Below are 25,552 nucleotides of genomic sequence, written 5' to 3'. Positions count from 1 at the left end.
ATTAGGTCAGTACGTTTGACCAAATGTTTCGCGCGCGAAACATTTGGTCCGGTCCGGACCTATTCTGCAGCGCCGTTTCCGGGGCCGCTCAAGCGCCCCGCCCCACTGCCGTATAGGTCTCAAACCCGGCCTGTTTGGCGGTTTTGGGAGAGTAGATGTTGCGCAGGTCCGCCATCCGCGGCACTGCCATCAGGCGGGCCAGTTTCTTGAGATCCAGGGCGCGGAACTCGTTCCACTCGGTCAGAAGCACCACCAGGTCGGCGTTCTGCGCCGCCTCATAGGGGTCGTCCATCCAGGCGGCCCCGGGCAGCAGCGCCTCGCCCTCGGCCTTGCCTTGCGGGTCCACCACCCGCACCCTGGCGCCGCCGCCGATCAGGGCGGGCACGATGGTCAGGCTCGGCGCCTCGCGCATGTCATCGGTGTTGGGCTTGAAGGTGACGCCCAGCACCGCCACGGTCTTGCCGTTGAACGAGCCTTCGCAGGCATCGCGCAGCTTTTCGACCATGCGGTTTTTCACCTCGTCATTGACCCGCATCACCGTCTCGGTGATCCGCAAGGGAAAGGCATGGTCCTGGCCGATCCGCGCCAGCGCCGCGGTGTCCTTGGGGAAACAGGACCCGCCGTAGCCCGGGCCTGCGTGCAGAAACTTGTTGCCGATGCGCCCGTCGAACCCGATGCCGCGGGAGACTTCCTTGACGTCCGCCCCCACCCGCTCGCAGAGGCCGGCGATTTCATTGATGAAGGTGATCTTGGCGGCCAGAAACGCATTGGCCGCGTATTTGATCAGCTCCGCCGATTCCAGGTCGGTGGTCAGGATCGGGAAGTCGCGCAGGTAGAGGGGGCGGTAGATCTCCGCCATCACCTCCGCCGCGCGCTCATTCTGGACGCCGACCACCACCCGGTCGGGTTTCATGAAATCCTCGATCGCCGCGCCTTCGCGCAGGAACTCGGGGTTGGAGGCGACGTCGAAGTCTGCCTGCGGATTTGCCTTGGCGATCACCTGCTGCACCTGGCGGTTGGTGCCCACCGGCACGGTGGATTTGGTCACCACCACCGCGTAATCCGTCAGCGCCGCGGCAATCTCCTCGGCGGCGGCCATCACATAGGTCAGATCCGCATGGCCGTCGCCGCGCCGGGTCGGGGTGCCCACCGCAATGAACACCGCTTCGGCCCCGTCCACCGCCGCCGCCAGATCATCGGTAAAGCTGAGGCGGCCCGCCTTCACGTTCTTTTCCATCAGCTGATCAAGGCCCGGCTCGTAGATCGGCACCTCGCCCTGGTTCAGCCGGGCGATCTTCCCCGCGTCCTTGTCGACGCAGATCACGTCATGGCCGAAATCCGAAAAACAGACGCCGGACACCAGTCCGACATAGCCGGTGCCAATCATCGCAATGCGCATGGAATACCCTTTTCTCAATCCCTTTACGGCTGCTGTGCCGCAGCCCTTGTGATGAGATTAGCGGAATAAACCGCGCCGGACAGGGCGGAGCCCGGCTTTTTTGCGGTCTCCGGGGCAGAGGCCGCAGGGCTGGCCGGGGGCTCGCTGGGGGAGGGGAAAATAGGTCCGGTCCGGACCAAATGTTTCGCGCGCGAAACATTTGGTCATAAATGCTGACCTTTTTCGCGGCCGGCGGATCTGCAGGCCGCAGCCCGGAGGCGGGCGCGCCGGGGCCGGGCCGGAAATCCGCCCGGTCCCGCCGCGGCGGCGGTAAAGGGTTTGACAGTGCCGGGGATTTATGAGCTTTCGGGGCCGCAGATGCGGCACAGGATTCACAGGACAGGCGAAGGAGCACCCGGCGGTGAACACGGCACAGGCAATCGGCACCGGAACACCGGCAGCGGCCCCGGCAGGGGCAGGGCGGCTGGTGGCGGTGGTGGTGACCCACAACCGGCTGGACAAGCTGAAGGCAACGCTGGCGCGGCTCCTGGAGAGCCCGGAGGCGGAGCTGGCGGCGGTGGTGGTGGCCGACAACGCCTCCTCGGACGGCACCGGCGCCTGGCTGGCGGCGCAGGATGATCCGCGGCTCGACATCTGCACCAGCGAAACCAACCGCGGCGGCGCCGGCGGGTTCGAGATGGGCATGCGCCGGGCGATGGAGCATCACGCCCCCGGCTGGCTGGCGGTGATGGATGACGACGGGCGGCCCGCCCCGGGCGGGCTGGCGGCCTTCCATGCGCTGCCCATGCATCAGCAGGCGGGCACGGCGGCGGGCGGCAAATGGGACGCGGTGGCGGCGGCGGTCTATTTCCCCGACGGCCGCATCTGCGAGATGAACCGCCCCTCGCGCAACCCGTTCTGGCATGGGCGCGAGTTCCTGCGCACCCTCTTTGGCGGCGGCCGCTCCGGCTTTCACGTGCAGCCTTCGGATTACGAGGGGCCGGGGATGCAGATCGATGTCACGTCTTTTGTCGGCTTCTTCATCTCGGCAGCGGCGGTGCGGCGCATCGGCTATCCGGATCCGGAGCTGTTCATCTATGGCGATGACGGGCTTTATACGCTGGGGCTGACCAAATCGGGCGGCCGGATCGGCTTTGAGCCCTCCGTGCGGTTCGAGCATGACCTCTCCACCTTCCAGGGCACGTCAGAGGCGCAGGGCAAATCCGGGGGCAAGCCGGATGCGGCGCAGCGCGGCCGCTTCGTGCCGCTGTGGAAGGCCTATTACTACCACCGCAACCTGCTGCTTCTGTACCGGATGGCGGCGGGCTGGCTGTTCTGGCCGGTGCTCCTGGTGATCGTGCCGAAGTGGCTGATGAAGCTGCGCCACCACCGCGGCGACCGGCGCGCCTTTGCCCGGCTGATGGCGCATGCCATCCGCGACGGGCTGCTGCGGCGCACTGCGGTGAGCCATGCCAGGGTGCTGGAGCTGGCGGGCGAAGACTGAGCCGGCGCAAGGCCCGCGCCGGGCTCAGCGGTTCAGCAGATCGCGGTGGTAGCGGCCCATCAGCACCAGCCCCAGCGCCAGCAGGATCAGGCTGGTGAGCAGCACATAGGTCACGCTGGCATAAGAGGCGGCATAAGTGGGGTAGAAGCCGGTGCGCATCAGCCCGGTGATATGCATCAGCGGGTTGTACCACAGGATCTCCTGCGCCAGGGGCGGCAGGTCCTCATAGAGGAAGAAGATCCCCGAGGCGAGGAATAAGGGCCGGGTGATCACCGACCAGGCCACCTCCCACAAGGGATAGAGCCCCATCAGCACGCAGTTGAGTGTCCCCATCCCGAGGCCCAGCAGCATCGTCAGCGCCATCGCCAGCACCGCCGGCGGCAGGTCCAGCACCGTGCGGCTGTCGATGGCCGAGAGAATGCCGGTGAGCAGCAGGATCGCCACCAGGCTGCCGGTCAGGCTGTTGAGGATAAACCGCGCCAGAATCGCGTCCACCCAGGTCACCGCCGGGAATTGCAGCAGCGGCTTGGAGAAATTCAGCGCCCGGGCGGTGGTGTTGGCAACCGCGTTGTAGAGATCGAAGGCCAGATAGCCGGTGGCGTAGAACAGCAGGAAGCTGGTGCCCAGCGACGGGCTGCGGATCACCAGCGAGAAGCCGATGGAGAGGAACAGGATCGCTGCCAGCGGCTCCAGCACCGCCCACAGATAACCGCCGGGGGTGCGGCCGTAGCGGGTCGACATCTCGCGCAGCACCAGCGCCGCCACCGTGCGCAGGCTGGCAAAGCGGCGCGCGCGGCCAGAGGCAGGCCGCAGGGCAGGTATCTGGGCAGGCGGCTGGGCGGAGGGCAGGGCAGGGGCCGCTGCGGGCGGGGTGCTGGTCATGAATACCCATTGTGAATATGCGCTGTGCAGGCGATAATATGAAAGAAAGACGAGGCAATTACAAACGGCTGCAAGCCGGGATAAGCAGATTATGACACAGGATCGCCCGGCGGCGCGCCGGAAGGCTGCCGCCCAATTCCGCACCGGCCGGAAAAGCTCTGGCTCCCCCATCCCGGAAGAGGCGGACGGCAGCGGCCGGACCCAACCCGCCGCGCCCGGCCAGGAGGCGGCCAATGTGGAACAGCTGCCCGGCACGCCGGACCGTCAGGGCGGCAAAGGCGGCAAGGGCGGCGGCAAGAAGCTCAGGAAACTGCGCCGCAAGATGCAGGAGGCCCAGGCGGCCCATGCGGCGCTGGAGGCGCAGATGGCCGAAACCCCGGCCTATCCGGTGGCCCGGCCGGCCAGTATCAAGGGGCGCCACCGCGGGCTGATCGCCAGTTTCGCAGCCCTGGTGCTGCTGCCGCTGGCGGCGGCGGTGTTCTATCTGTTCGCGGTGGCCGAGGATCAGTATGCCTCCACCACCGGCTTCACCGTGCGCAGCCAGGAGAGCTCCGGCGCCAATGACCTGCTGGGCGGGCTGGCCAGTTTCGCCGGCAACACCACCGCCTCGGACAGCGACATCCTCTATGAGTTCATCCAGAGCAAGGAGATGGCCGCGGCGGTCAGCAAGCGGGTGGATCTGCGCGCCCATTACAGCCGGCACTGGCCCGGCGACTGGGTGTTTGCGCTGTGGCCGGATGCCACCCTGGAGGAGCTGGTCTGGTTCTGGCAGCGCATCGCCCGCATCTCCTATGACAGCGGCTCGGGGCTGACCGAGGTGCAGGTCACCGCCTTTGATGCGCAGACCGCCCAGGCCATTGCCCAGGCCATCATCGAGGAAAGCCAGATCCGCATCAACGCGCTCAACGATCAGGCCCGTACTGACGCGATGCGCTATGCCGAGGCGGACCTGGCGGAGGCGGTGGAGCGGCTGAAGGCGGCGCGCGAGGAGCTGACCCGGTTCCGCACCCGCACCCGCATCGTCGACCCCGAGGCCGATATCCAGGGCCGCATGGGGGTGATGAACAACCTGCAGCAGCAGCTGGCCGAGGCGCTCATTGAATACGATCTGCTGGCCGGCACGGTGGCGCCGGGCGACGTGCGGCTGAAGCAGGCGCAGCAGCAGATCGATGTGATCCGCGAGCGCATCAACATCGAACGCCAGACCTTTGCCTCCAGCAACACCGACACCGGCGGCGTCGGCGAGGATTACCCGACGCTGATCTCGGAATTCGAGCGGCTGACGGTGGACCGGGAGTTTGCCGAGGAAACCTACCGCGCGGCGCTGGCGGCGCTGGAGGTGGCGCGCGACGATGCCGCCCGCCAGAGCCGTTATCTGGCCACCTATATCAAGCCGGCCCTGGCCGAGGAGGCGGAATACCCGCGCCGCTTCGTGCTCAGCGCGCTGGCCGGGCTGTTCCTGCTGCTCGCCTGGTCGATCGGGGCGCTGATCTATTATTCGATCCGCGACCGCAGCTGAGGGGCGGGCCATGATCCGGTTCGAGAACCTGACCAAGAGCTTCCGGCTCAAGGGCGAGCGCAAGGTGGTGATCGACAACCTGAACCTGACGCTGCCCGCGGGCAAGTCGCTGGCGCTTCTGGGCCGCAACGGCGCCGGCAAGTCGACGCTGCTGCAGATCATCGCCGGCACCCTGCGCCCCGACCACGGCCGGGTGGTCAGCGATGGCACCATTTCCTGGCCGGTGGGGCTGGGCGGCTCCTTCCACCGCGAGCTGACCGGGGCGGAGAATGTCCGCTTCATCGCCCGGATCTACGGGGTGGACACCGATGACCTGGTGAATTTCGTCGAAGACTTTGCCGAGCTGGGCAAATTCTACCACATGCCGGTGCGCAGCTATTCCTCCGGCATGAAGTCGCGGCTCACCTTCGGCGCCTCGATGGGGATCCGTTTCGACACCTATCTGGTCGATGAGGTGACCGCGGTGGGCGACCGTGCCTTCAAGCGCAAGAGCCGCGCGGTCTTTGCCGACCGGATGAAGCATTCCAGCGCCATCATGGTCAATCACTCGATGAACCAGGTGCGCCAGTTCTGCAATGCAGGCCTGGTGCTGGAGCGCGGCAGGATCCGCTATTTCGAAGACCTGGAAGCCGCGATCGCCGTGCATGAGGCGATGCTGGAGTAGCGGAACTTCAGCCTGCTCAGCCCGCTCAACGAGCGAAAAGACCCTCGCGGATGCGCCATTCTCCTGCAGCGGGCTGTTCAAGATGCCCGGCACGGTGCATCCGCTCCAGCAGGTCCGCGCGGGCGGCGGCGGCGGCAGGGCCGGCGAACAGCCGCAGCTGCCACAGCGACAGGGCCAGGGAGTGGGGGTTGGGCAGCAACTGCAGGTTCGGCGTATCCGTGCCGCAGTGGAAATCGTGTTTCGGCACACGCCAGTTGCCATAGTTTTCGGTCAGATAGCGGTCCGGGTCATCCGGGCCCAGGACTTGCAGCCCGGCCAGCCGGCAGGGGGCAAGCGCGAATTCGGCGTTGTCCCAGCGGTATTGCGAAGAGCCATGCCACAACACGCCGTTTTCACGGTAGTGCAGAAAGATGTCCGCCACGATGCCGTTTTCGTGGCGCAGCTTGTAGAGCACCGGGATGCTGCGCTGCTCCAGCCGGCCGCCGGGGGTCCGTTCCAGCCGGATCTGGCGGACCGCTGCAATGCAGTGGAAGGGCGGTGAGCTGCGCAGCAGCGCCTCCAGGGTCCGGGCGCAGACGCCATCGGCCATCACGCCAAGGTCAATGTCGTAATCATGCTCCAGGATGGCCTGCTCCCGGACCGCGCCAAGGAAGGTGCCGGACAGGATGAACGCTTGGATGCCGTTGCGTTCCAGCAGGGCCAGGGTGTCCCGCAGTGCCAGCTCTGCGGCCGGGCGGCTGAACTCCTGGCGGATCGGCGGCGGTGCGGCTGCCGCCGGGGGCGCTGCCGGCGGCGGTGTTTGCAGCGCGTGCTGCAACGCGGCTGCGGCGTCGCTGCGGAAGCGGTCCAGGCAGCTGTCATAGTCCGGGGTGTCAAAGGCCGACAGGGTTTCGCAAGCGGAGATGAAACACAGTTCGCCGGCCAGCGTGCCAGGGGCCAGCCTGCTGGCGCGGCGGTGCAGGAAGCGCCGCTGGGCCGACAGTTCCGGCAGCGTCAGATCCTGAAAGAAGACCGGAACCGGATCCCGGGAAATATCAATGCCGGGCCAGCCGCGGCGCATGTACCAGGACAGTCTCCGCATCCCGGTGAGGAACTGGCCGCTGAGCAGCCGCCGGAACATCTCGCGCGCCAGCACTGGCGAGAAGGTGAGCGCCAGGGCCAGGGCCGCGCCGGCAAAGGCCGCGGCATGGCGGGTCACGGCATTGTGCTTGCGGGTTAGGACGCGGCCGGGCAGCAGCTTTCTTGCCGTCCGGGCCGCAAGGCGGGCAGGGAGGCCGGTCAGGGCGCTGTGGGATGGCATCAGGCGGTTCCCCTGCCGTTTTGCGGCGGGCAAGCCGGGCGGAAAGGGCGGTAGGGGATCTTAGGCCGCATGGAGCTCCGTTCGTTCGCGGGGGCAGTGGCGAATACTGCGTTGCGGGGGGTAGATAGCCGACTCCCGCCGGGTTGGGTAGCCATTTTCCCGGAGCGCAGCGAAAACCTCTGTGGCATCTCCCGGAAAGTGCCCCTAGTATCTCCGGGCCGTCGTTAGAGCATCGTAAATTTGGGGCGGCCTGTACATCTGAACCAGTGATGAAAGCGCGTAATGAAACGGACGATCTTGCACATCGGGACAACCAAAACCGGTTCGACGAGTATCCAGAAATTTCTCTCGGGCAACCGGAAACTGCTGGCGGAGAAGGGGATCTGCTACCCGGAAGCGCTGGGGGAGGTTTCGCATAACAAGATACCAGCCTATCTGCAGGGACGGCTGACGCAGTCCCAGATGCAGCGCAAGCACGGCATCCGCACAGAGCAGGATTACGCGGCCTTCGAACAGCAGCTGCCAGCCGCGCTGGCGGCGGAAATCGGGACTGCTCCGGCGGAGCAGATTGTGATTTCCAGCGAGCATATGCACTCGCGCTGCGCGGAGCCTGAGCAGTTCGCGCGGCTCAAGGAGCTGCTGGCGCCTGCCCTGCAGGGGCGGGAGGTCCGTGTCGTGGTCTACTTGCGGCCGCAGATACATCATGCCATTGCCCTGTATTCGACGATGCTGCGGCATGGGCTGGATGAGGATATCAACAGTTTCCTGAAACGGCGCATGGCGCGGGGCGCCAAGCGCCGCTATTTCGATTTCCGCAAGATCCTGCGCATGTGGGCCCGGGAGTTCGGCGAGGAGGCGCTGGACGTGCGGCCGTTTTCGGCCGTGAAAGGGCTGCCGCACGGGGTGCTGTCAGATTTCGGGCCAGTGCTTGGGCTGCAGATGACAGAGCCGGAGCTGCAGTTCCCGGAACGGGAAAACAGCAGCATGGGCAGCTGGGCCGCTGAAGTGCTGCGGCTTCTGAACAGCGAAACCGAAGGCTGCAGCCTTGCTCCGGAGTCCCGGAAGCTGCTGCGCCGCTGGCTGCGCGAGGAAGTGCCGCCCGGCAAGGTGCGCCCGGATCCGGAAACCGCGCGCGCCTTCCAGAAGAGCTTTGCCAGCTCTAACGATTGGGTGACGGCCCGCTATTTTGCCAGCTGTCCAGAGGCGCTGGAGGTCGACTGGAGCGCCTTCGATGTCTCCGCGCCGCAGCCCGAGGTGGCGCCGCGGACCCTGATCCGCTTGGCGGAACAGCTGACGGCCTGACCGAGAGCGCCGGACCCCGGCTCCCGCCTGGCGGATCAGCCCCGGCCCGCCAGGGCCGGGCTGCGGTTACCAGACCGTATGAAACCCGCCGGGGAGCGTCAGGCCTGCAAGATGCAGGTTCAATTGTGCCGTCATATGGGAAATGGTTCGCGGACCGACATCCGGGTGGCTTTTGATCGCCGGGTTCTCTGAGTTCAGGATCGTGAAACGGTCCTGGAAGGGGCGGATCAGCGCGGGTTCGATATACTTGTACTGCGGCGAGCGGGATGAGCAAATCAGTGACAGCCGGGCATCCGGATGCACGTCCTGAAGCAGGCTGGCAAAGCGCTCCTGCTTGGTTGCGGGAAACGTGCCCTGCGTGAAATGCAAGTCGCCGTGTTCCGTGATGTAATGCTCGTCAGACAGGATCGGGTCGACGGCAACAGCCCTGAGGCCATGGCGCAGCGCGTAAAAGGCGGCGGCGGTTCCGCCTTTGGAGACACCGTAAAGCACGGTGCTGTTCCGGTCTGCGCCAATGCTGGCCGCGGTCTCCCGGATCCGGTTCCAGATATTGGCTTCATTGTGCGGCAGGGCATGGGAGTTCAGGTAAAAAGAGCCGAGGACACTGCCAAAATCTGCAATGCGCAGGATATGGGTGTTGTGAGGGACGTATTTTCCGATAGAGGAAAAGTTCCGTTCGAAATGCCGCATCAGGCTCGCCTGATACATCTTCCCTGCAACGGATGAGAAGACAACCAGCAGCTTCGGGGCACCGGCCCCCGCGGCGGGCTGATGCTCGTAGAAGATGCCGTTGCTGTCGGCCTGCACCTCGCCCCGCTCAACTTTCCGCCACAGGGTTGCAATCCGCCGGTGCCGGACCATCGAGGAAACACCGTCGCGCAGGACATATAAATGAAAGCCTGCATTGGCGAGGAGAACCAGCATGTCCTTGGCAGCAGCATCTTTGCGGGCCAGGTCGATGATGTTCGGGGTGCCCGGCTGGCCGCTGCTGCCGTGGTGAATGTGGATGAAATTGATCCGGGGCTCATCATCGAGAAGCCGCTTCAAATCAGAAACCGGCATCGGGAATCCGACATGCTTCACGGTTGCAGTGTTTTGATGTTCCAAATTGGCCTCATGCAGTGTGGAGGAGCAAGTGCAGCAGTATATGCTGGAATGCTTTTCTGTAACCCCGCCAGGGGATTACAGCGGCGCGGTGAAAAACGCAGGCGGGGTCTCGCCTTTTTCCAGGCAGGCGGCAAAGCCGCGCGCCGCGTCCAGGCCTTCCCGGATGGTCACGTCCATGTCGAGATAGCGGTAGGTCGCCAGGCGGCCCACGAAAGTGACGCCCGCGGTCTGTTCGGCCAGCTTGACGTAACCGGCCAGCAGCGCCTTCTCCTTCACCTGGCGGATCGGGTAATAGGGAATGTCGCCGGGCCCGGCCAGGCGGGAGAACTCGCGGTACAAGACCGAGCCTTCATGCTCTTCCCAGGGCGCGAAATGCTTGTGCTCGGTGATGCGGGTGTACGGCACCTCTTCCTCGCCGTAGTTCATCACCGCGCAGCCCTGGTAGTCGCCCTGGTGGGTGAACCGCTCGAAATCCAGCGTCCGGTAGCCGAGGCGGCCGAGCCGGTAGCCGAAATAGCCGTCCAGCGGCCCGGAGTAGAACACGTGGTCATAAGATGCGCCCGTCTCCGGGGTGAATCCGGTCTCCAGCTTCACGGTGATGTTTTCATGTTCGAGGATCTTTTCGATCATCGCCGTGTAGCCGTCTGCCGGCATCCCCTGGAACCGGTGGAAGAAATAGTTGTCGTCGTAGTTGAAGCGGACCGGCAGCCGCTTGAGGATCGAGGCGGGCAGTTCGGACGGGTGCATGCCCCACTGCTTGATGGTGTAGCCCTTGAAGAAGGCTTCATAGAGATCCTTGCCGACAAAGCGCATCGCCTGCTCTTCGAAGGTTTGCGGGTTTTCGATCGAGGTGTCGGCCTGTTCCTCTGTGATGAAGCGGTGCGCCTCTTCCGGGCGCATCGTCTTGCGGAAGAACTGGTTGATGGTGTGCAGGTTCACCGGCAGCGAGAACACTTCCCTAGCGCCCGAAAGCCCGCGGGTGGTCGATTTCACCCGGTTCCTGTAGGGCTTGAAGGCCGCAAACCGGTTCACATAGTCCCAGACCTCTTCGTCGTCGGTGTGGAAGATATGCGGCCCGTAGACATGCACCATCACGCCGGTCCCGGCGTCGCGCTCGGTATGGCAGTTGCCGCCGATGTGGGGGCGGCTGTCCACCACGGTGATCTGATGGCCCGCTTCCGCCAGATGCCGTCCGATCACGGCGCCGGAAAGCCCGGCGCCCACGCATAGAATATTCATCGCAGTTCTCCCCGGGACCGGCCGCCTGAACAGGGGCCGCCTGTCACGCGGCCCCGTGCTGGCGGCGTTTCGCGTCGGTTTCCCGGAAACAGTCGTAAAGCTGGTATTCCATGTCCCAGAACCGGCGCAGATTCTCCAGGGCCAGCGGCGACAGAGGCTGAGGGGCGCTGGGGGCGCTGTGGCTCTGCTTCATGCGGCTGAGCACGGCTTCCTCCGGCACGCCGAAAGGCGCAAAGAACTCTGCGGCACGGGTGTTGAGGTCGCTCAGTTCGCAGAGGCAGTAGATCTGCTCCTGGAGGCTTTGGAAATAGGCCGGGGACTGAAAGTAGAAAGCATACCCGCGGGCAAGATGGCGGATGCTGTCCATCGCGAAATGCGCGGCAGACTGCAAGCGCGGATCTTCCGCATAGAGGGCTTCGGCAAGGCTGTTGGCGTCGGCAAACCAGGAAAAGGCGGCAGCTTCGGCGGGTGTCCACAGGCTGTTATGGGTCGGGCGCCCATTGCGCAGGCGGCTGTTGAAGCCCGACACGAACCGGGCGGCGGGATCCCGGTAGACAAAGCCCAGCTGCAGGCCGGGCTGCTCTTCCAGAGCCTCGCCGGCGGTCACCCTGTGCCGCAGCTTGTTCAAGGGCAGCTTGAAGCCGGCCGAGCGAAGCTCCTTGATCAGCAGCCGCAGGCTGGTGCCGCCGGTCTTGCCGACATGCACCAGGGCAAAACCGTCTGAGCGTGATTTGTTTTCAGGCATGCTGTTCCCTTGCTGACTGACTGGTAGGGCTGACTGGCTGCGGTCCGGCCTGTCACCGGTTCCCTGTTTGCCAGCTGCCGGCTGCCGGGGCCAGATGAGTTTCATGCTGCCGGCCCGGATTGCAGGCCGCAGACCTTGCGGTAGAACGCTTCCAGCGCCTGGGCCTGATAGCTGGCGGCATCAAATTCCGCGGGCGGCAGCTTCCCGTTCAGGAAAGCCCGCATCCCTTCTTCCAGCCCCTCGGCCGAATTGGGGATCAGCAGGCCTGCGCGGCCGTCCAGCACGCCGCGGTTGCCGGTGATATCGGTGGCGACGATCGGTTTCTGCAGGATCATCGCCTCAAACAGCACCATCGGCTGGCCTTCGTGGTTGGAAGACAGCACAAAGCAATCCGCTTGTTTCAGCAGCGGGAAGGGGTTGGCGGTATGGCCGGGCAGATGCACATGGCCGGTCAGGCCGAGGCGGCGCACCTGCTGCTCCAGGCTGCTGCGCAGCGGCCCTTCGCCGAGGATCACCAGCTGGGCGCCGGGGGCGTCCTTCAGAATCCCGCGGAAGGCGCGGATCAGCTTGGCGTGATCCTTCTCCACCGACAGCCGCCCCAGGGTGATGAAGACCGGCCCCGGGCCGTCAAAGAGCGGCGCCATCTCTTCCGGCAGCGGCTTGCCGGCCTGGGCGCGGACCGCATCCGGGTCCTGCAGGTTGTCGAAATGGCCAAGCTTCTCTTGCGGTACCGCAAACTGCTGCTGCAGGAACTCTGCGTTCAGATCCGCGGTCGCGCGGGAGACCGACAGGACGGTGTCGAAATTGTGCAAATACTGCAGGTTGCGGATCAGATAGGGGAAGCGCTGCGCGGTTTCCTCTTTCATATTGTTATGCAGGATAATGCTGTTCCGGCGGATCGGGCGCCCCGGGGACTTCGCGAACAAGGCGGTGAAACGGCCATCATAGGCTTCAAAGTTCAAAGCCAGATCAATTGGCGCCCGGCCCAGGTAAGTGGCGAAATCCCGATCGGCCTGGCGCTCCAGGATCTGCTGCATCTCTTTGGAGGGCAGCATGCCCCAGTTGCGGAACTTCTCACGGATCCAGGCTTCTTCCAGCGTCTGCATGTATTCATTGCCGATGCTGACATGCTTCAGCGTGTCCGGCAGGCGCTGCAGGATGCCAGGGTCGGCTTCCTGCGCTGCCCGGTCCGGCAGCAGCAGGGAGATATCGTAAAGGCCCGGGTCGAACTCCCGCATCAGATTGACGAAGGATGTGCCGATCCCGTTGGCCAGCAGCGGCCCGCTGAAGACCAGCGCCTTGGGGCGTTTGGCGGTTTCCGCAGGCAGCGGCGCATCCGCGGGCTGAACGCCGTTGAAGAACCAGTCGGAAACCCGGGCGGCACTGCGCCCGTTGTCGGCCGGCAGAAACTGGCGGACATCCTCTGCCGAGGGGCAGGCTGCGGCCAGCTGGCCGGTGTCTGACAGCACCTTCCCCAGTTCCGCCGCTGTGCGGCAGACCGTGCCGGGCAGGCCGGACAGCTCCATGTAGAGCCCGCGTTCCTTTTGGTAGCGGGCCTCGTCATAGGCGTAATAGATGACCGGGCGCTGCAGCGGGAAAAAGTCGAAGCAGATGCTGGAATAGTCGGTGACCAGGATATCGGTGACGGCCAGCAGCTCATTTGTATCCAGGCTGGAGGGCGCGATGCAGAGGTCCGGGCCAGCCATGCTTGCGGCCATCTGCTCCACCATGTGGTGGGCCCGGAAGACCACGAAATGGCCTGCCTCGCGCATTTTTTTCAGATCGGACAGCAGCTGGTGCAGGTCAATCCCCGGGTCGCCATGGGTGCCGCGCCAGGTCGGTGCATAAAGGACCAGTTTCCGCGGGTCGTCTTCGGACAGGCCAAGCGTGCTGCGCAGCGCGGCCTGCCTGTCCGCCGGCAGGTTCAGGGTGAGATCGGTGCGCGGGTAGCCGAACACCCGGGCCTCCCCGTCAAAGAGATGCGACACCCCGTAGCGGTCCAGAAGAATATCGTTCGTATGGCTGTTCTGGCTGGTGATATGGGTCGCTTGCAGGAAGTTGCGGGCGACGTTGCGGTGCGCGAACATGCCTTCCTTGATGTCCTCCCCCAGATATTTGATCGGGGTGCCATGCCAGGTGTTGAGGTATTTCTGGCCTTCGCGGCGGCAGAAGAACTGCGCGAAGGAGACGTTGCTCAGCAGATGGCCGGCCGTCGCCAGGGCCCGCATGTAGCCGTCGCTGTAGCGTTTGACAAAAACCACATTGTCCAGGCCGCGCAGGCTGTCGGGAATGCGGGTATGATCGGTGACCGTCCAGATGTGGGTGTAATCGGCAAATTCCGGCAGGCTCAGCAGATGCAGGCAGATGGCATAGGGGCTGCAGGACACCGAGGCGCCGTGAAAGGTTTCATACAGAATGGTCCGCGGCGCCAGCGGCAGCACTTCACAGTATTCGATATAGCTGTTCAGCCGGCGGCGGCCTACACCGTCGAGCATTGCGGCCTCGTTCAGCCCGTGCGGGCGCTGCAGGATACGGAAGCTGCGGAAGGCGTCACAGGCTTCCGCATGGCGCCCCAGACGGGTCAGCGCCCGGCCCAGCCCGTGATAGAGGGCCGGGTCGTGGCGGCTGCTGCGGGCGATGGCGGCGGCATAGGCCTGGGCCGCCTCTTCCCATTTCCCGGCCGGCTCCAGGAACTGCGCGGCCAGGGCCTGCCAGGGGCCGGACTGGGCAACATTCTGTTGCAGGAAGCTGCGGCAGTCCTCTTCGGCGCTTCGCAGGATGGCGCGCGCATAGGCACTGTCCTGCGCCTCCGGCTGCTCCGGCTGCTCCTGCTCCGCTTCGGGCGCGGGCATCAGGCCAAGGAAGGCCTGGCAGGCCGCTTCCGGATCGCCGGCTTTTTCCAGCACATAGCCCAGCCGGTAGTTCCAATAGGGGATGTGTTTGGCAGTTCGCTGCACCGCGGCCTCATAGGCGGCGGCGGCCTCCTGAAACTTCTGCTGCCGTTCCCGCACGAAGCCAAGGCGGAAATGCCAGCTTGCCACCTGTGGATTGGCGGCGATGGCCATGCAATAGAACCGTTCGGCGGCGGCCCAGTCATAGCAGCGGTCATGGGCCATGCCGGTGCGGTAGCACAGCTCGGCATCGCCGGGGGCGGCGGCGAGCCTGTCGAGATAGGCCGCGGCTGCGGCCGGCCAATTGCCGCGGGCGGCATGGAAGACGCCAATCCCGAACCGTTTGGCGGACAGTCTCCCGTCAGCGGCAATAGCCTGCGCATAGGCGCTTTGGGCGGCGTCCGCCGGCCTGCTGCTGCCGGCCTCGCGGGCCGCGGTCTCAAGGGCGTGCCCCAGCCGGTAATGCCACTCCGCGGGCGCGGTCCTGCCTGCGCGGGCGATGGCGTTCCGGTAGGAGACAGCCGCCTCTGCCGGGCGGCGCATGGTCTCCTGTGCCTTGCCGAGGCGCAGCCAGTAATCTGCCTTGGGCCGGGGGGTGAGGCTGATCAGCGTTTCCAGTGCGGCAGCTTCCTGCCACCATTTGCCCCGGCCGTGCAGGCTGGCAGCCAGCGCATCATGGGCTTCCGGGACATCGCCCAGCAGCTGGATCATGTGCCGGGCGCATTCTTCAGTCTGTTCCCAATCGCGTGCCCCGGTCAGCTGTGCCAGTTGCTGCTTCTGATCTTCCGCATAGGCGGCGGCTGCGGGATCGCCCAAGAGCCCGAGCAATGACAGCACGCGCTGGACAGCGGATCCGCCGCGGTAGTTGTCCAGATAGTCTTCCATGAAACTGTCGACGTCGCTGCCAGGCATCACAGGCGGCGCCTGCAGCAGGGCGAGCAGATCCTCAGGCGTGTCCGGGTGCAGCCCGATCCGGTGCTGCATAATATGGCCTTCGGCAGACTGCGGCGCATGGGTGATGAGCTCCTCACCGAACAGCCAGCGCGGGAAGACCACCGGCTTGCCGATCGCCCAGGCTTCGTAGAGGACAGAGCTGTAATCGGAAATCACCAGATCCGCATCCAGCAGGTCGCCGGTCACCGGGGTCTTGTTGCGGCGGTTGTTCGGATGGAGGCTGATCCGCAGATCGCAATGCGGCGCCAGCAGCTCCTTCAGCGCTTGCAGGCCGGGCTTGCTGAGGCCAAGCGGCTGCCCGGCGGTACTTTTCCAGCGCCCGTTGCCCGGCGCAATCAGCACCGTCAGCTGATGCCCGCCGCGCCGTTCCCTGACATGGCTGCGGCGCAGCTCCCGCAGGATATCGACCCGGACGGAACCGACCGTCTGAATGCTGTCGACGCTTTTGCAGACCTGCTGCATTTCGAACACCCGGCGGCGGTGCCAGTTGCCGGGCAGGAAGAGATGGCGGAAGCGGCTGTAATAGCGGGTGCTGCCGTCGCGGCCGAAATGGTAGCCCCTGTCGGACAGCGCGTGCGGCAGCAAGACATCGGCCTGGGCCTCGCGGAAGAAAGAGAGGCTCAGTTCCGGGGCATGTTCAGCCGGGGCGGCCGCCGCTGCCGACAGGGCGGCCCAGAGCTGGGCCCCCAGGGCTGCCTTGAACGGGGTGCCTGTTTCTGCCGGGCGGATGGTCACAGAGCCGGCGCCGCCTTCGATTGGCAGCTGGGGGGCGGGGGCGGCCAGGGGATCCGTCAGGAGGGGGCGGGAAGGGGCAACACGGTCCTGTCCGGAAACGGCGGGGGCGTTCTCATGCTGCGGCTGGCGGGCTTCGAGAGACGGCATGTTTGTCATGTTTCTGTTGTGGTTTTCCGGTTAACTGCACGCGCAGTTGCAGGGTTGCGGTTGCGGTTTTTGTCGTACGGAGAGCAAGGATGAGCGGCACACCGGAATGCGGGCGGTGCAAAATGCCAAGAACCGCCAGCGGCGGGATCAGGCCCCTCTGGCGGCTCATAAGCAAGGCAGGCACGCTAGGCTGCCGCCTGGAGAACCCCAGCGCGGGGTTATTCGGCAGCGGTGCTCAAATCCTGCATCTTGCTGCGGATCATCGTGCTCGAAATCTCCGGGGTGCGCGGCATGTAAATGACTTGGCACAGGTCCGACAGGAAGTCGAATTTCCCGGTCCAGTCATCGCCCATGGTGAAGACGTCGATCTTGTTCTCGATCACGTCCTGGCGTTTCTGTTCCCAGTTGTTCTCCGGGACCACCAGATCCACATAGCGGATGGCCTCGAGGTCGCGCTTGCGTTCTTCCCAGGAGAATTTCGAGGTCTTGCCCTTGAGCGCGTTGAAGTCATCAGTGGAGAGCGCGACGACCAGATAGTCACCCAATGCCCGGGCCCTGCGAAGCAGGCGGATGTGCCCGAAGTGAAGAGTGTCAAAAGTGCCGTAGGTAATCACACGCCGCATCAAAAACTCCATGTTCTACGCCGATCAGGCCAAAAACCTGCACCCGGCTTCGTGCAACCGCATTTCCGTATCTTTCCTGAAGTGGCTGCTCGGCCGGGAAGGTTCAGTTATTGTAGTTGAGTCCATAACGGCTTGAGTGCCTTTTGGGTAGACTGTTCGGGCAGCAATTATCGAAAAGTCACCTGTTTGCGGCTTCCCCTGTCCCGGTCATTGCGGCGGCTGCGGCAGGCGGTCCGGTGTAAACCCAAGCACCTGTTTGAAAAAATCCTGCAAAGCGTCTTCACAATAGCGCTCGGTGTCGAATTCCGCCTTCGGAATTTTTTTGCCGATAAAGTGTCGCATGCCTGCGGCGACCCCGGCATCGCTGGGGGGAACCAGGTGGCCATGGGTGTCTCCCAGGACGCTGCGGGCGCCGGGAATGTCTGTGGCGATGACTGGTTTGCCAAGGGTGAGCGCTTCCAGAAGCACCATCGGCTGGCCTTCATAATCGGAGCTGAGCAGGAAGCAGCTGCCTTGGGCAATGACCGGGAAGGGATTGCTGACATGGCCTGCAAAAATGACGAGATCCTCAACGCCGCAAGCGCGGGCCTCGGCTTTCAGCTGCTCCTCAAGCGGCCCGGTGCCCATCAGAACCAGCGCCGCTTCATGGCCGCCGGCCCGCAGTTCGGCCAAGGCCCGGATTGCCCGGTCCTGGGCCTTCTCCGGCGACAGCCGCCCCGCCATCACGAAGACCGGCTTGTCCTTGGGCAGGACCAGATCTGCGGGCATCGGGGCTGCGGCCTGTTCCCGGATACGGTCCGGCAGGATCACATTGCGTACGGTGACAGCGGCCCCGGGAGATGCGTAGCAGGCGCTCAGGCTGGCGGCATTCACCTGCCGGGTTTCATCGGAAACGCTGGCCACCGCATCATACCATTTGTAGGTGGCAAAGACGCCGTTCAGAACGTCAAAGCGCTTGTCCGCTTCCGAGCGCATATCATTGTGCTGGTAGATCGCGTGCCTTTTGGCAGGCAGCATGGCCAGCAGCATGCTCCAATAGCGGGCGTAGCCGCTGAAGTCGATGGCGGCGTCGAATTCCAGATCCCCGGTCAGGCGCCGTGCCTCCCGCCGGAACAGGGCGGTGACCGCAGCTTCATGGTCCGGGCCGTCAAATCCGTTTTGGGCGTAAAACCGCTCCAGGGCCCTGTTCTCCTCCGGGGTGCGGGGCATGGCGCCGGCCCGGTGCAGCAGCCGCACCCGCGGTCCGGCCCGCAGCAGGTTCGACCGCAGCTCTTCGGTGGCTTCCAGCGGCTTGCCTTCGGTCAGCACATAGATGTCGAGATCATATTGCTGCAGGGCAGCCAGAAGGTTCAGCAGGGAGGAGGTGATGCCGTTGTTCTTCCAGCCGCCGCCAAAGAACGCGATCCGGGGGCGCAAGCGCTGCCGTTGCGGCACTTCAGCAATCGCCGCCACGGCGCGGGCGGTGGCCTGGCCGTCCTCCAGCGGGAAAAACCGCTCCCGGGCTGCGGCATACTGCGGCAGAGCATCGCCGCGCTGGCCGCCGCGGATGGCTTCGATCACGTCCTGCGGCCGGATGCACAGCTGCGCGGGCAGCGTCTCCAGAGGGGCGTTCAGGCCGCGCAGCTCCTCGTATTCCGTGCGGTCATACACATAGAGGATCAGTTGCCGCCCGGTGGCCATGTAGTCGAACATGATGCTGGAATAATCGCTGACCAGCACGTCCACGGCAGCCATGAAGCGGTTGGTGGACATCCCTTCAGGCAGGGGACGGGCGTTCGGCAGCCGGGTGCCGGTGAAGTCATGCATCTGGACAAACACGGCATATTCTTCGCAAGGCAGCTCGTTCAAGGCGTCCAGAAGAGCCTCCAGCATGGGGGCTGTCTTTTCCACCTTGCCCAGTTTGCCGCGCCATGTGGGCGCGATGAAAATCAGCTTCTGGCTGTCAGCCACCCCCAGTTCGGCACGCAGCGCGGCGCGGTCTGTATTCAGTGTTTCGTCCACCCGGGGGGCGCCGGTGCAGATGAGCCGCCCTGCCACCGCTTCAGCCACATCGGCGGCGCCGAGCAAGGCCTCGGCGGTAAAGCTGTTTTGCAAGAGCACATGCGTGGCCTGCAGGAAATTGCGCTGGCTGTTGCGGTGCACGGTCGGGTGCAGGGCGTCCTCATGCTTGAACATCCGCTTCAACGGCACGCCGTGCCACGTGTTCACATAGGATTGCCCGTCCCGGCGCAGGTACCAGGTCGGCAGGGTGCTGTTCGAAATGATCGTGCCGGCAGTGGCCAGCAGCTGCGCATACCCGGCGGAGCCGGGTTTCACAAAGCGCACATTCGGCAGATTCTGCAGAAACTCCGGCGCCGCGCCGGGCGTCTTCAGCGACCAGACATGCTCCAGATCCTGCCGTTCCGGGTCCGCCAGCAGCGCATCGAAGATGGCCCGCGGGCTGCAATTCATCGAACTGCCGTGAAAGCTTTCGTAAAGAATGACACCGGAGCGGAGAGGCTCCTGTTCCAGAGCCCGGATGAAAAGGGTTTCCGGAGCCTTGCGCGATTTGGGCGTTTCGGTCGTGGAACGGTAGAAGGCCCCGATCCTGCGCCGGAGTCCTGCCGGCATATAGCCGCTGGTCCAGTAAAGCCTGTTATAGGCCAGGCGCAGGAGGGATTTCATGGGCATTGGATATCTCCAGGTAAAATGACCACCCGGGAGCGGATAGTGTCAGGCAGGCTACAGGACTTGCAGCCCCTTCGGGAGGGTGTTCGGGTCATAGCCGAAGCGTTCGAAGTCGGCAGCGTAGAAACTGCGTATGTTCTGCAATGTAGGCTCTGTCAGGGTGAGCGTGCTGCGTTCGGATTTGCGGGCATGGTGAATGCTGAGATTGTCCGCCGGCAGGCCGAGCTGCTGCAGTGCTGCGCGGATTGGATCTTCAATGCCGTCTTCCAGGCGGAAGATCCTGGTTTTCGGGCCGGTGAATTCACTCTGCGGGCGGATGTGGTTGTCCAGAATAAAGGGGTTGTTCTGGTACCGGGCCATTTGCCGGCTGATCCAGGTGTCGAATTCCGGCAGCTCCTGCTCGCTGATCTCCTTGCGCCAGCGGTATTCGCTGGCGATCCGGGCCACCGGATGGCGGATGACCGCAAAGATATAGTCGCAAAAGCTGACCGGCACCCAATGCTTGAGCACCTCCCAATGCATATGCTGCGGTGTGGCGTTCGAATAGCCCAGCCGCTTGTGGTACTTCAGGGCTTGCGGGGCTCCAGAGGCTTTCAGCACTTCTTCGACTGTAGAACCGCCGGTCTTGGGAATATGAATGAAAAGTATGACTTTGCTGCCATTCCGGTACAGGGGCATACAACTGCGGCCTTCCGTTTTGTGATCCCGATTTTATTGCGTCATAGCCTTTAGGGAAAATCTATGAAACCTGAAAGGGCGAAGCGGCCCTGCAGATATCCGCACCGGTCCGGTGCAGCGGCGGAAGTACGCCTGTTCCGGGAGCAGATCCGCACAGGGGAGCACGGCGCAGATGCCGGTGCCTGAGTCCGGAAAACTCCGCACGGTTTTCAAGTTGCGGCAAGCGGGGCCGGATGCACAGGGGGCGGTGCCGAGGGCCAAGGCACCGCGGGCCAAGGCACCGGCCGGGGCCTCAGCGGATCAGCCATTCCTCCACCTGTTCCGACACCGCGCGCATCCGGATCCAGCCCGGCGCCGCGGGCTGGCCCCGGCGCAGCCGGAGCTTGCCCAGAAGGCCCGCCAGCGCCCATTCCGGGCGCTGGCTGCGCGGCACGTAAGGCTGTGACGGGTCATAGGCGGGGTTTTCCTGCGGCTGTCCTGCGGCGCCGCGCAGCAGGCCGCCATAGGCGTCGCGCTGCCAGCGGTGTTTCCATTCCCCCAGGTCGCCGTCGCCAATCACTGCCGGGCTGGCGCTGATCACGCCGATGGGCGTCTCGCCGGTTTCAGCGGGGCGGATTTTGGCGCCTTCCAGCACCACGCTGAGGCCGCGGCGGTCCTCGGCGTCCGGGTTGCCGTCGGCCCATTCGAACCATTCCGCGTAATCGGCCCCGCCGCCGGACCAGGCGCCGGAGCAGCTGCCGTTGCCGTCTGCCCCAAGCCGGAAACCGGCGCTGCCGCCGCCTGCCAGCAGGTAGTCGCCGCTGCTGCCCTGGATCTCCAGCTGCGCCGCCGGGCTGGCGGTGCCAAGGCCCGCGCGCCCGTTTGGCGTCAAGGCCAGCGCGGTGCTCCAGCTGCTGCCATCGGCGGAGAGTTTCACCGAGAAGTCATCATTGCCCGCCAGCCCCATCTCGGCGCGGCCGCTCCAGCCCGATTGGAACAGCAGGGAGGCGGTGTCGCTGCCGGCGGCCTTGTTCACCTTGAGCTGATGGCCGGCCCCGGCATGGGTCAGCAGTGTCGCCGGGCCGGACACCGACAGCGGGTTGGCGGCATCGGCCGCGGTGCCCACCCCGACCCGGGCCAGATTCTGGGTTTCGGCAGGCGGCAGCACCCAGGCGCTGCCGTCCCACACCCGCAGCTCCGCATCCGCCAGGCTCCAGGCGCGCCAGCCGGGCAGGGGGGCAAGGAACAGCCAGCCCTCGCCCTGCCAGACCGCGATCCTGCCGGCATGGCCGGCCCAGGCCGCCTGCGGCGCCGCCCCCAGCGCATGGGTCTCGCCCGGGGCCGGGGTGGCGGGCGGGGTGGCGGCATCGAATCCTTCGACGCTGAGCTGCACCAGCGCATCCAAAAGCTGCAGCGCTTCGTTGTGGGTCACATGTTTCTGCGCCTGGGACGGCATCAGATAGGGCAGGGCAAGGATCGGCGAGGACTGGGTCATGGGAAGCGGGCTCCGGCAGTGGCGGGAAACGGGATCCGCGCCAGAGTGCCAGAGCCGGGTCAAGCGCAGGCTAACGGGGCGTGCGCCGGGGACGCAACGGCTGCAGGCGGGGGCGCCTGTTCCTGCCCCGTTCCCGGCCTGTTCGCGCAATTGTCGTCAATCTGTAAACAATGTCCCTGATTTCGCCCGTTTTGCTTCCCGCTTTGCGCCCGGCGGCCCGGTCACGTTCAGCCCCGGATCGCAAGCGCAAAGGAGCGGGTCATGGCACTGGCATTCACCGGACGGTTCGGCACGGAGGATCTGATTTTCGGCACCGGTCTGCGTGATCTGGAAATCGCGGTGCAGGACGGCCAGGCCACGCTTTATGCCATCACCGGCCTGAACGGCGGCATCAGCCGCTGGCGGCTGGCAGCCGATGGCAGCCTGCCGCAGCTGGCGGGCCAGCTGCTGCATAGCGAGGCATCCTTGCGCACCGGCCCGTTCCAGCTGGCCGGGGCGGGCGGTGCGGTGCGGCTGGTGCAGGGCCAGACCAGCCAGGGCGAACTGACCTATTATGAGCTGTCGGGCGGCGGCAGCCTGGGCGGCCAGCAGCGCGACGCGCTGGCAGGCGCCGATGCGGGCGGCTTTGGCGCGGTGGCGCTGCTGGAGCTGGCGGGCGGCAAATCGGCGTTTTACGCGGTGGGGGCCGCCAGCGGCGGGCTGCAGGGCTGGCAGCTGGATGCGGCAGGCGGTGTGCAGGGCCAGACCGCCGCAGCGGGCGGCAGCAGTGCATACCGGCTGGATCCGGCGGCGCTCTTGGCCACGGTGCAGGCGCCGGGCGGCCCGGTGCTGCTGGCGGCGGATGCGCAAGGGCTGCACAGCTACCGCGCCGATGCCGCCACCGGCGCCTTGAGCCCGGCAGATGATCTGGGCGCGGCGCAGGGGCTGTCCGTCTCCGGCATCACCGCGCTGGAAAGCTTTGAGGCCGGCGGCAAATCCTGGGCGCTGATCGGTGCCGCGGGCAGCAGCTCGCTCACCCTGGTGCAGGTGGCGGCGGACGGGGACCTGCGCCTCGAGGCCCAGCTGATGGACACGGCAATGACCCGCTTTGGCGGCGTCGCGGCGCTGGAGGTGGTGGAGGCGGAGGGCCATCTCCTGGTGCTGGCGGCGGGCAATGACGGCGGCCTGAGCCTGTTCACCCTGGCGCCGGGCGCGGGGCTCATTCACCTGCAGAGCCTGGAGCATTTGCCCGGGCTGGGGCTGCAGAACGTGACCGCGCTGAAAGCGGCGGTTGCGGGCGGCGCGCTGCAGGTCTTTGCCGCCTCCGGCGCGACAGGCGGCATCAGCCAGTTCACCCTGCCGCTGGCGGATCTGGGGGAGGTGCGGCTGGCGGCGGCGGGCACCGCCCGGCTGGGCGGCAGCGCCGGCAATGACGTGCTGGACGGCGGTGAGAGCGGCGCGGACATTTCTGGCGGGGCCGGCGACGACGTGCTGGTGGCAGGCGCCCGCGGCGGCGAACTGGACGGCGGCAGCGGCGCCGATGTCTTTGTCATCAACCCGGCGGCCGGAGCGGTGACGGTGCGCGGCTTCACCCCCGGCGAGGACCGGCTCGACCTGTCACTGTTCGAGGACCTCCGCAGCGCCGCCCAGCTGGACGCCCGCGGGCGCAGCTTCGGCATCGAGATCGAAGCGGGGGAGACCCGGATCCTGCTGGTGCAGGAGGGCGGCGGCCGGATGGAGCTGGAGGAGGTGTTCGGCCCGGCCCTGCAGTTTGCCTTCCCGGAGCGGCAGGAGCCCGGCGTGACCCTGCCCGGCGGCGGGTTTTACGGCGGCCGCGGCAGCGACCGGATCGCGGGCACCGGCGGCAACGACCTGCTGGACGGGCTGGCGGGCGGCGACCAGCTGAAGGGCGGCCGCGGCACCGACACCCTCAAGGGCGGCAGCGGCAATGACCTGCTGAAGGGCGGCAGCGGCAACGACCGGCTGGACGGCGGCAGCGGCACCGACACCCTCAGGGGCGGCAGCAGCAATGACCTGCTGAAAGGCCGCAGCGGCGATGACCGGCTGATGGGCGGCGGCGGCGCCGACACCCTCAAGGGCAACGGCGGCAGCGACCTGCTGAAGGGCGGCAGCAGCGATGACCGGCTGATGGGCGGCGGCGGCCGCGACACCCTCAAGGGCGGCGGCGGCAGCGACCTGCTGAAAGGCGGCAGCGGCGGCGGCCGGCTGATCGGCGGCAGCGGCAGCGACAGCCTCAAGGGCGGCGGCGGCCGTGACACCCTCAAGGGCGGCAGCGGCGATGACCGGCTGGAGGGCGGCGGCGGCAAGGACAAGCTGACCGGGCAGGGCGGCGCCGATGTCTTTGTCTTTGCCGGCGGCCACGGCCGCGACACGGTCACGGATTTCGTGCCGGGCACGGATCTGATCGGCCTGGGCGGGGCGGCGGCGGATGGATTTGATAGCCTGGAGATCAGCCGGGCGGACGGCGGCACGCTGATCGGCACCGGGTCGGGCTGGATCTTTCTGGAGGACCTGCGCCCCGGCCAGCTGGACGCGGATGATTTTCTGTTCTGAGACTGCCGCAAGCGCTTTCCTCAGCGGCGCCTGCTGCTGGCGGGCCGCCTGCATGACGGGTTTCGGCCCCCCGCAGGCTGCGGCCGGAAAGCCCGGGAACCTGTGCGGGCCTTTACTTGTGAAGGTTTCGGATTACCGTTCCGTCAAGGGGGTAAATATTCTGCCCCCGCCGGGGGTCTAAGTGGTTCTGCCAAGGTCGAGATTGATCCGTATGCTGTGTTGCGAAATGCCGGAAGAATTTGTTCCGGCTCAGCCCGCTGCCAGCGTTCCTGTCTCGCCGCCTTCCACGAAAAGGGGAGGGGGGCGCCATGCCGTCGTGCCTTCGCCTTGCGGGGAGCCCCTGCAGAAACTGCCCGGCCCGTGCCCGGCCAGGATACCAGTGTTTCCAGTAACTCCATCAAAGGAGAAGTTTTATGAAAGTGGCTATTCTTGCCGGAGGCAAGGGGACCCGTCTGGCGGAAGAGACTTCAGTCAGGCCGAAGCCGATGGTCGAAATCGGCGGGATGCCCATCCTCTGGCATATTATGATGATATACTCCCACTACGGGTATAACGATTTCTCTGTCGCTCTGGGCTACAAGGGCGATTACATCAAACGCTACTTTGCCGAATACGGGACGCTGGCGGGCAGTATCACCGTCAATATGGGGCGCCCCGATCCGGTTGTGCGCCATGACCAGGAGCATGCCCCCTGGACCGTCGACCTGATCGAAACCGGCGATGAGACGCTGACCGGCGGCCGGGTCAAGCGGCTGCAGCCGCACCTGGGCAACGAAACCTTCATGCTGACCTGGGGCGACGGGGTGTCCGATGTGGATCTGGACAAGCTGCTGGCCTTCCACCGCTATCACGGCAAGCTGGCGACCATCACCGCGGTGCGCCCGCCCGCCCGCTATGGCCACATGCGGTTTGAAGGCGACCAGGTCACCGCCTTCGAGGAAAAGCCGCAGACCGCCGAGGGCTGGATCAACGGCGCCTTCTTCGTGCTGGAGCCGCAGGTGTTCGACTACATCGAAGGCGACATGGTGATGTTCGAGCATGCGCCTTTGGAAAACCTGGCCAGGGACGGCCAGCTGATGGCCTACCGCCACGACGGCTTCTGGGCGGCGATGGACACGCTGCGCGACAAGCACATCCTGCAGAAACTCTGGAATTCCGGTCAGCGCCCCTGGGCGGTTTGGGAGAAGTGA

At 65.6% G+C, this 25,552-nt stretch carries 17 protein-coding genes; 6 read left to right on the top strand and 11 right to left on the bottom strand.

All coding sequences use genetic code 11. The annotated features are described in order from the left end of the window. Positions 1-88 precede the first annotated feature (88 nt). Positions 89-1,399, bottom strand: a complete 1,311-nt coding sequence (locus tag ACXAED_RS00900; RefSeq protein WP_475046174.1) for a UDP-glucose dehydrogenase family protein — start codon at positions 1,397-1,399, stop codon at positions 89-91. Between the two features lie 400 nt (positions 1,400-1,799). Here ACXAED_RS00900 and ACXAED_RS00895 point away from each other — a divergent pair, with 400 nt between their 5' ends. After that, positions 1,800-2,882: a glycosyltransferase gene (locus ACXAED_RS00895; RefSeq protein WP_475046173.1), complete on the top strand. Its 1,083-nt coding sequence runs from the start codon at positions 1,800-1,802 to the stop codon at positions 2,880-2,882. Positions 2,883-2,906: 24 nt separating this feature from the next. Here the strand turns inward: ACXAED_RS00895 and ACXAED_RS00890 are convergent, their stop codons facing one another. Next, positions 2,907-3,764, bottom strand: coding sequence for an ABC transporter permease (locus ACXAED_RS00890; protein WP_475046171.1), 858 nt, complete (start codon positions 3,762-3,764; stop codon positions 2,907-2,909). Positions 3,765-3,855: 91 nt separating this feature from the next. Here ACXAED_RS00890 and ACXAED_RS00885 point away from each other — a divergent pair, with 91 nt between their 5' ends. Next, on the top strand, positions 3,856-5,283 hold the full coding sequence (locus tag ACXAED_RS00885) for a KpsE/RkpR family capsule polysaccharide export protein (RefSeq protein ID WP_475046170.1): 1,428 nt from the start codon (positions 3,856-3,858) through the stop codon (positions 5,281-5,283). A gap of 10 nt (positions 5,284-5,293) precedes the next feature. After that, a complete protein-coding gene (locus ACXAED_RS00880; RefSeq protein WP_475046168.1) occupies positions 5,294-5,947 on the top strand; it encodes an ABC transporter ATP-binding protein in 654 nt (217 codons plus the stop codon). A gap of 25 nt (positions 5,948-5,972) precedes the next feature. On the opposite strand, the gene ACXAED_RS00875 is transcribed toward ACXAED_RS00880, so the two are convergent. Continuing rightward, the gene (locus tag ACXAED_RS00875) at positions 5,973-7,247 is read right to left on the bottom strand and encodes a hypothetical protein (protein WP_475046166.1); all 1,275 of its coding nucleotides are present in this window, start codon (positions 7,245-7,247) and stop codon (positions 5,973-5,975) included. A gap of 282 nt (positions 7,248-7,529) precedes the next feature. Between ACXAED_RS00875 and ACXAED_RS00870 the strand changes: the two genes are divergently transcribed. After that, on the top strand, positions 7,530-8,549 hold the full coding sequence (locus ACXAED_RS00870) for a hypothetical protein (RefSeq protein WP_475046165.1): 1,020 nt from the start codon (positions 7,530-7,532) through the stop codon (positions 8,547-8,549). Between the two features lie 66 nt (positions 8,550-8,615). Here the strand turns inward: ACXAED_RS00870 and ACXAED_RS00865 are convergent, their stop codons facing one another. From ACXAED_RS00865 to ACXAED_RS00830, 8 genes are all read right to left on the bottom strand, one after another. Further along, complete coding sequence (locus ACXAED_RS00865) at positions 8,616-9,656, bottom strand: XcbB/CpsF family capsular polysaccharide biosynthesis protein (protein ID WP_475046163.1); 1,041 nt, start codon at positions 9,654-9,656, stop codon at positions 8,616-8,618. 75 nt (positions 9,657-9,731) lie between these two features. Further along, positions 9,732-10,895 carry a UDP-galactopyranose mutase gene (glf, locus tag ACXAED_RS00860; RefSeq protein ID WP_475046161.1) on the bottom strand — a complete coding sequence of 388 codons (1,164 nt, stop codon included), beginning with the start codon at positions 10,893-10,895 and terminating at the stop codon, positions 9,732-9,734. 43 nt (positions 10,896-10,938) lie between these two features. After that, complete coding sequence (locus ACXAED_RS00855; RefSeq protein ID WP_475046159.1) at positions 10,939-11,640, bottom strand: sulfotransferase family 2 domain-containing protein; 702 nt, start codon at positions 11,638-11,640, stop codon at positions 10,939-10,941. Between the two features lie 101 nt (positions 11,641-11,741). Next, entirely contained in the window at positions 11,742-16,367 is a 4,626-nt protein-coding gene (locus ACXAED_RS00850) for a CDP-glycerol glycerophosphotransferase family protein (protein ID WP_475046157.1), read from the bottom strand. A gap of 218 nt (positions 16,368-16,585) precedes the next feature. After that, positions 16,586-16,990 carry a glycerol-3-phosphate cytidylyltransferase gene (gene tagD / locus ACXAED_RS00845; protein ID WP_475046155.1) on the bottom strand — a complete coding sequence of 135 codons (405 nt, stop codon included), beginning with the start codon at positions 16,988-16,990 and terminating at the stop codon, positions 16,586-16,588. Positions 16,991-17,197: 207 nt separating this feature from the next. After that, entirely contained in the window at positions 17,198-19,660 is a 2,463-nt protein-coding gene (locus ACXAED_RS00840; RefSeq protein WP_475046153.1) for a CDP-glycerol glycerophosphotransferase family protein, read from the bottom strand. A gap of 51 nt (positions 19,661-19,711) precedes the next feature. Continuing rightward, positions 19,712-20,335: a sulfotransferase family 2 domain-containing protein gene (locus ACXAED_RS00835; protein WP_475046151.1), complete on the bottom strand. Its 624-nt coding sequence runs from the start codon at positions 20,333-20,335 to the stop codon at positions 19,712-19,714. Between the two features lie 292 nt (positions 20,336-20,627). Beyond that, positions 20,628-21,809, bottom strand: a complete 1,182-nt coding sequence (locus ACXAED_RS00830) for a DUF2793 domain-containing protein (protein ID WP_475046149.1) — start codon at positions 21,807-21,809, stop codon at positions 20,628-20,630. A gap of 261 nt (positions 21,810-22,070) precedes the next feature. On the opposite strand from ACXAED_RS00830, the gene ACXAED_RS00825 reads away from it, so the two are divergent. Next, a complete protein-coding gene (locus ACXAED_RS00825) occupies positions 22,071-24,362 on the top strand; it encodes a calcium-binding protein (protein ID WP_475046147.1) in 2,292 nt (763 codons plus the stop codon). 413 nt (positions 24,363-24,775) lie between these two features. Continuing rightward, positions 24,776-25,552 carry a glucose-1-phosphate cytidylyltransferase gene (gene rfbF, locus ACXAED_RS00820; RefSeq protein WP_475046146.1) on the top strand — a complete coding sequence of 259 codons (777 nt, stop codon included), beginning with the start codon at positions 24,776-24,778 and terminating at the stop codon, positions 25,550-25,552.

The organism is Leisingera sp. ABM4_103, from assembly GCF_056158685.1.
This window is presented reverse-complemented; position numbering and strand designations above follow the sequence as displayed.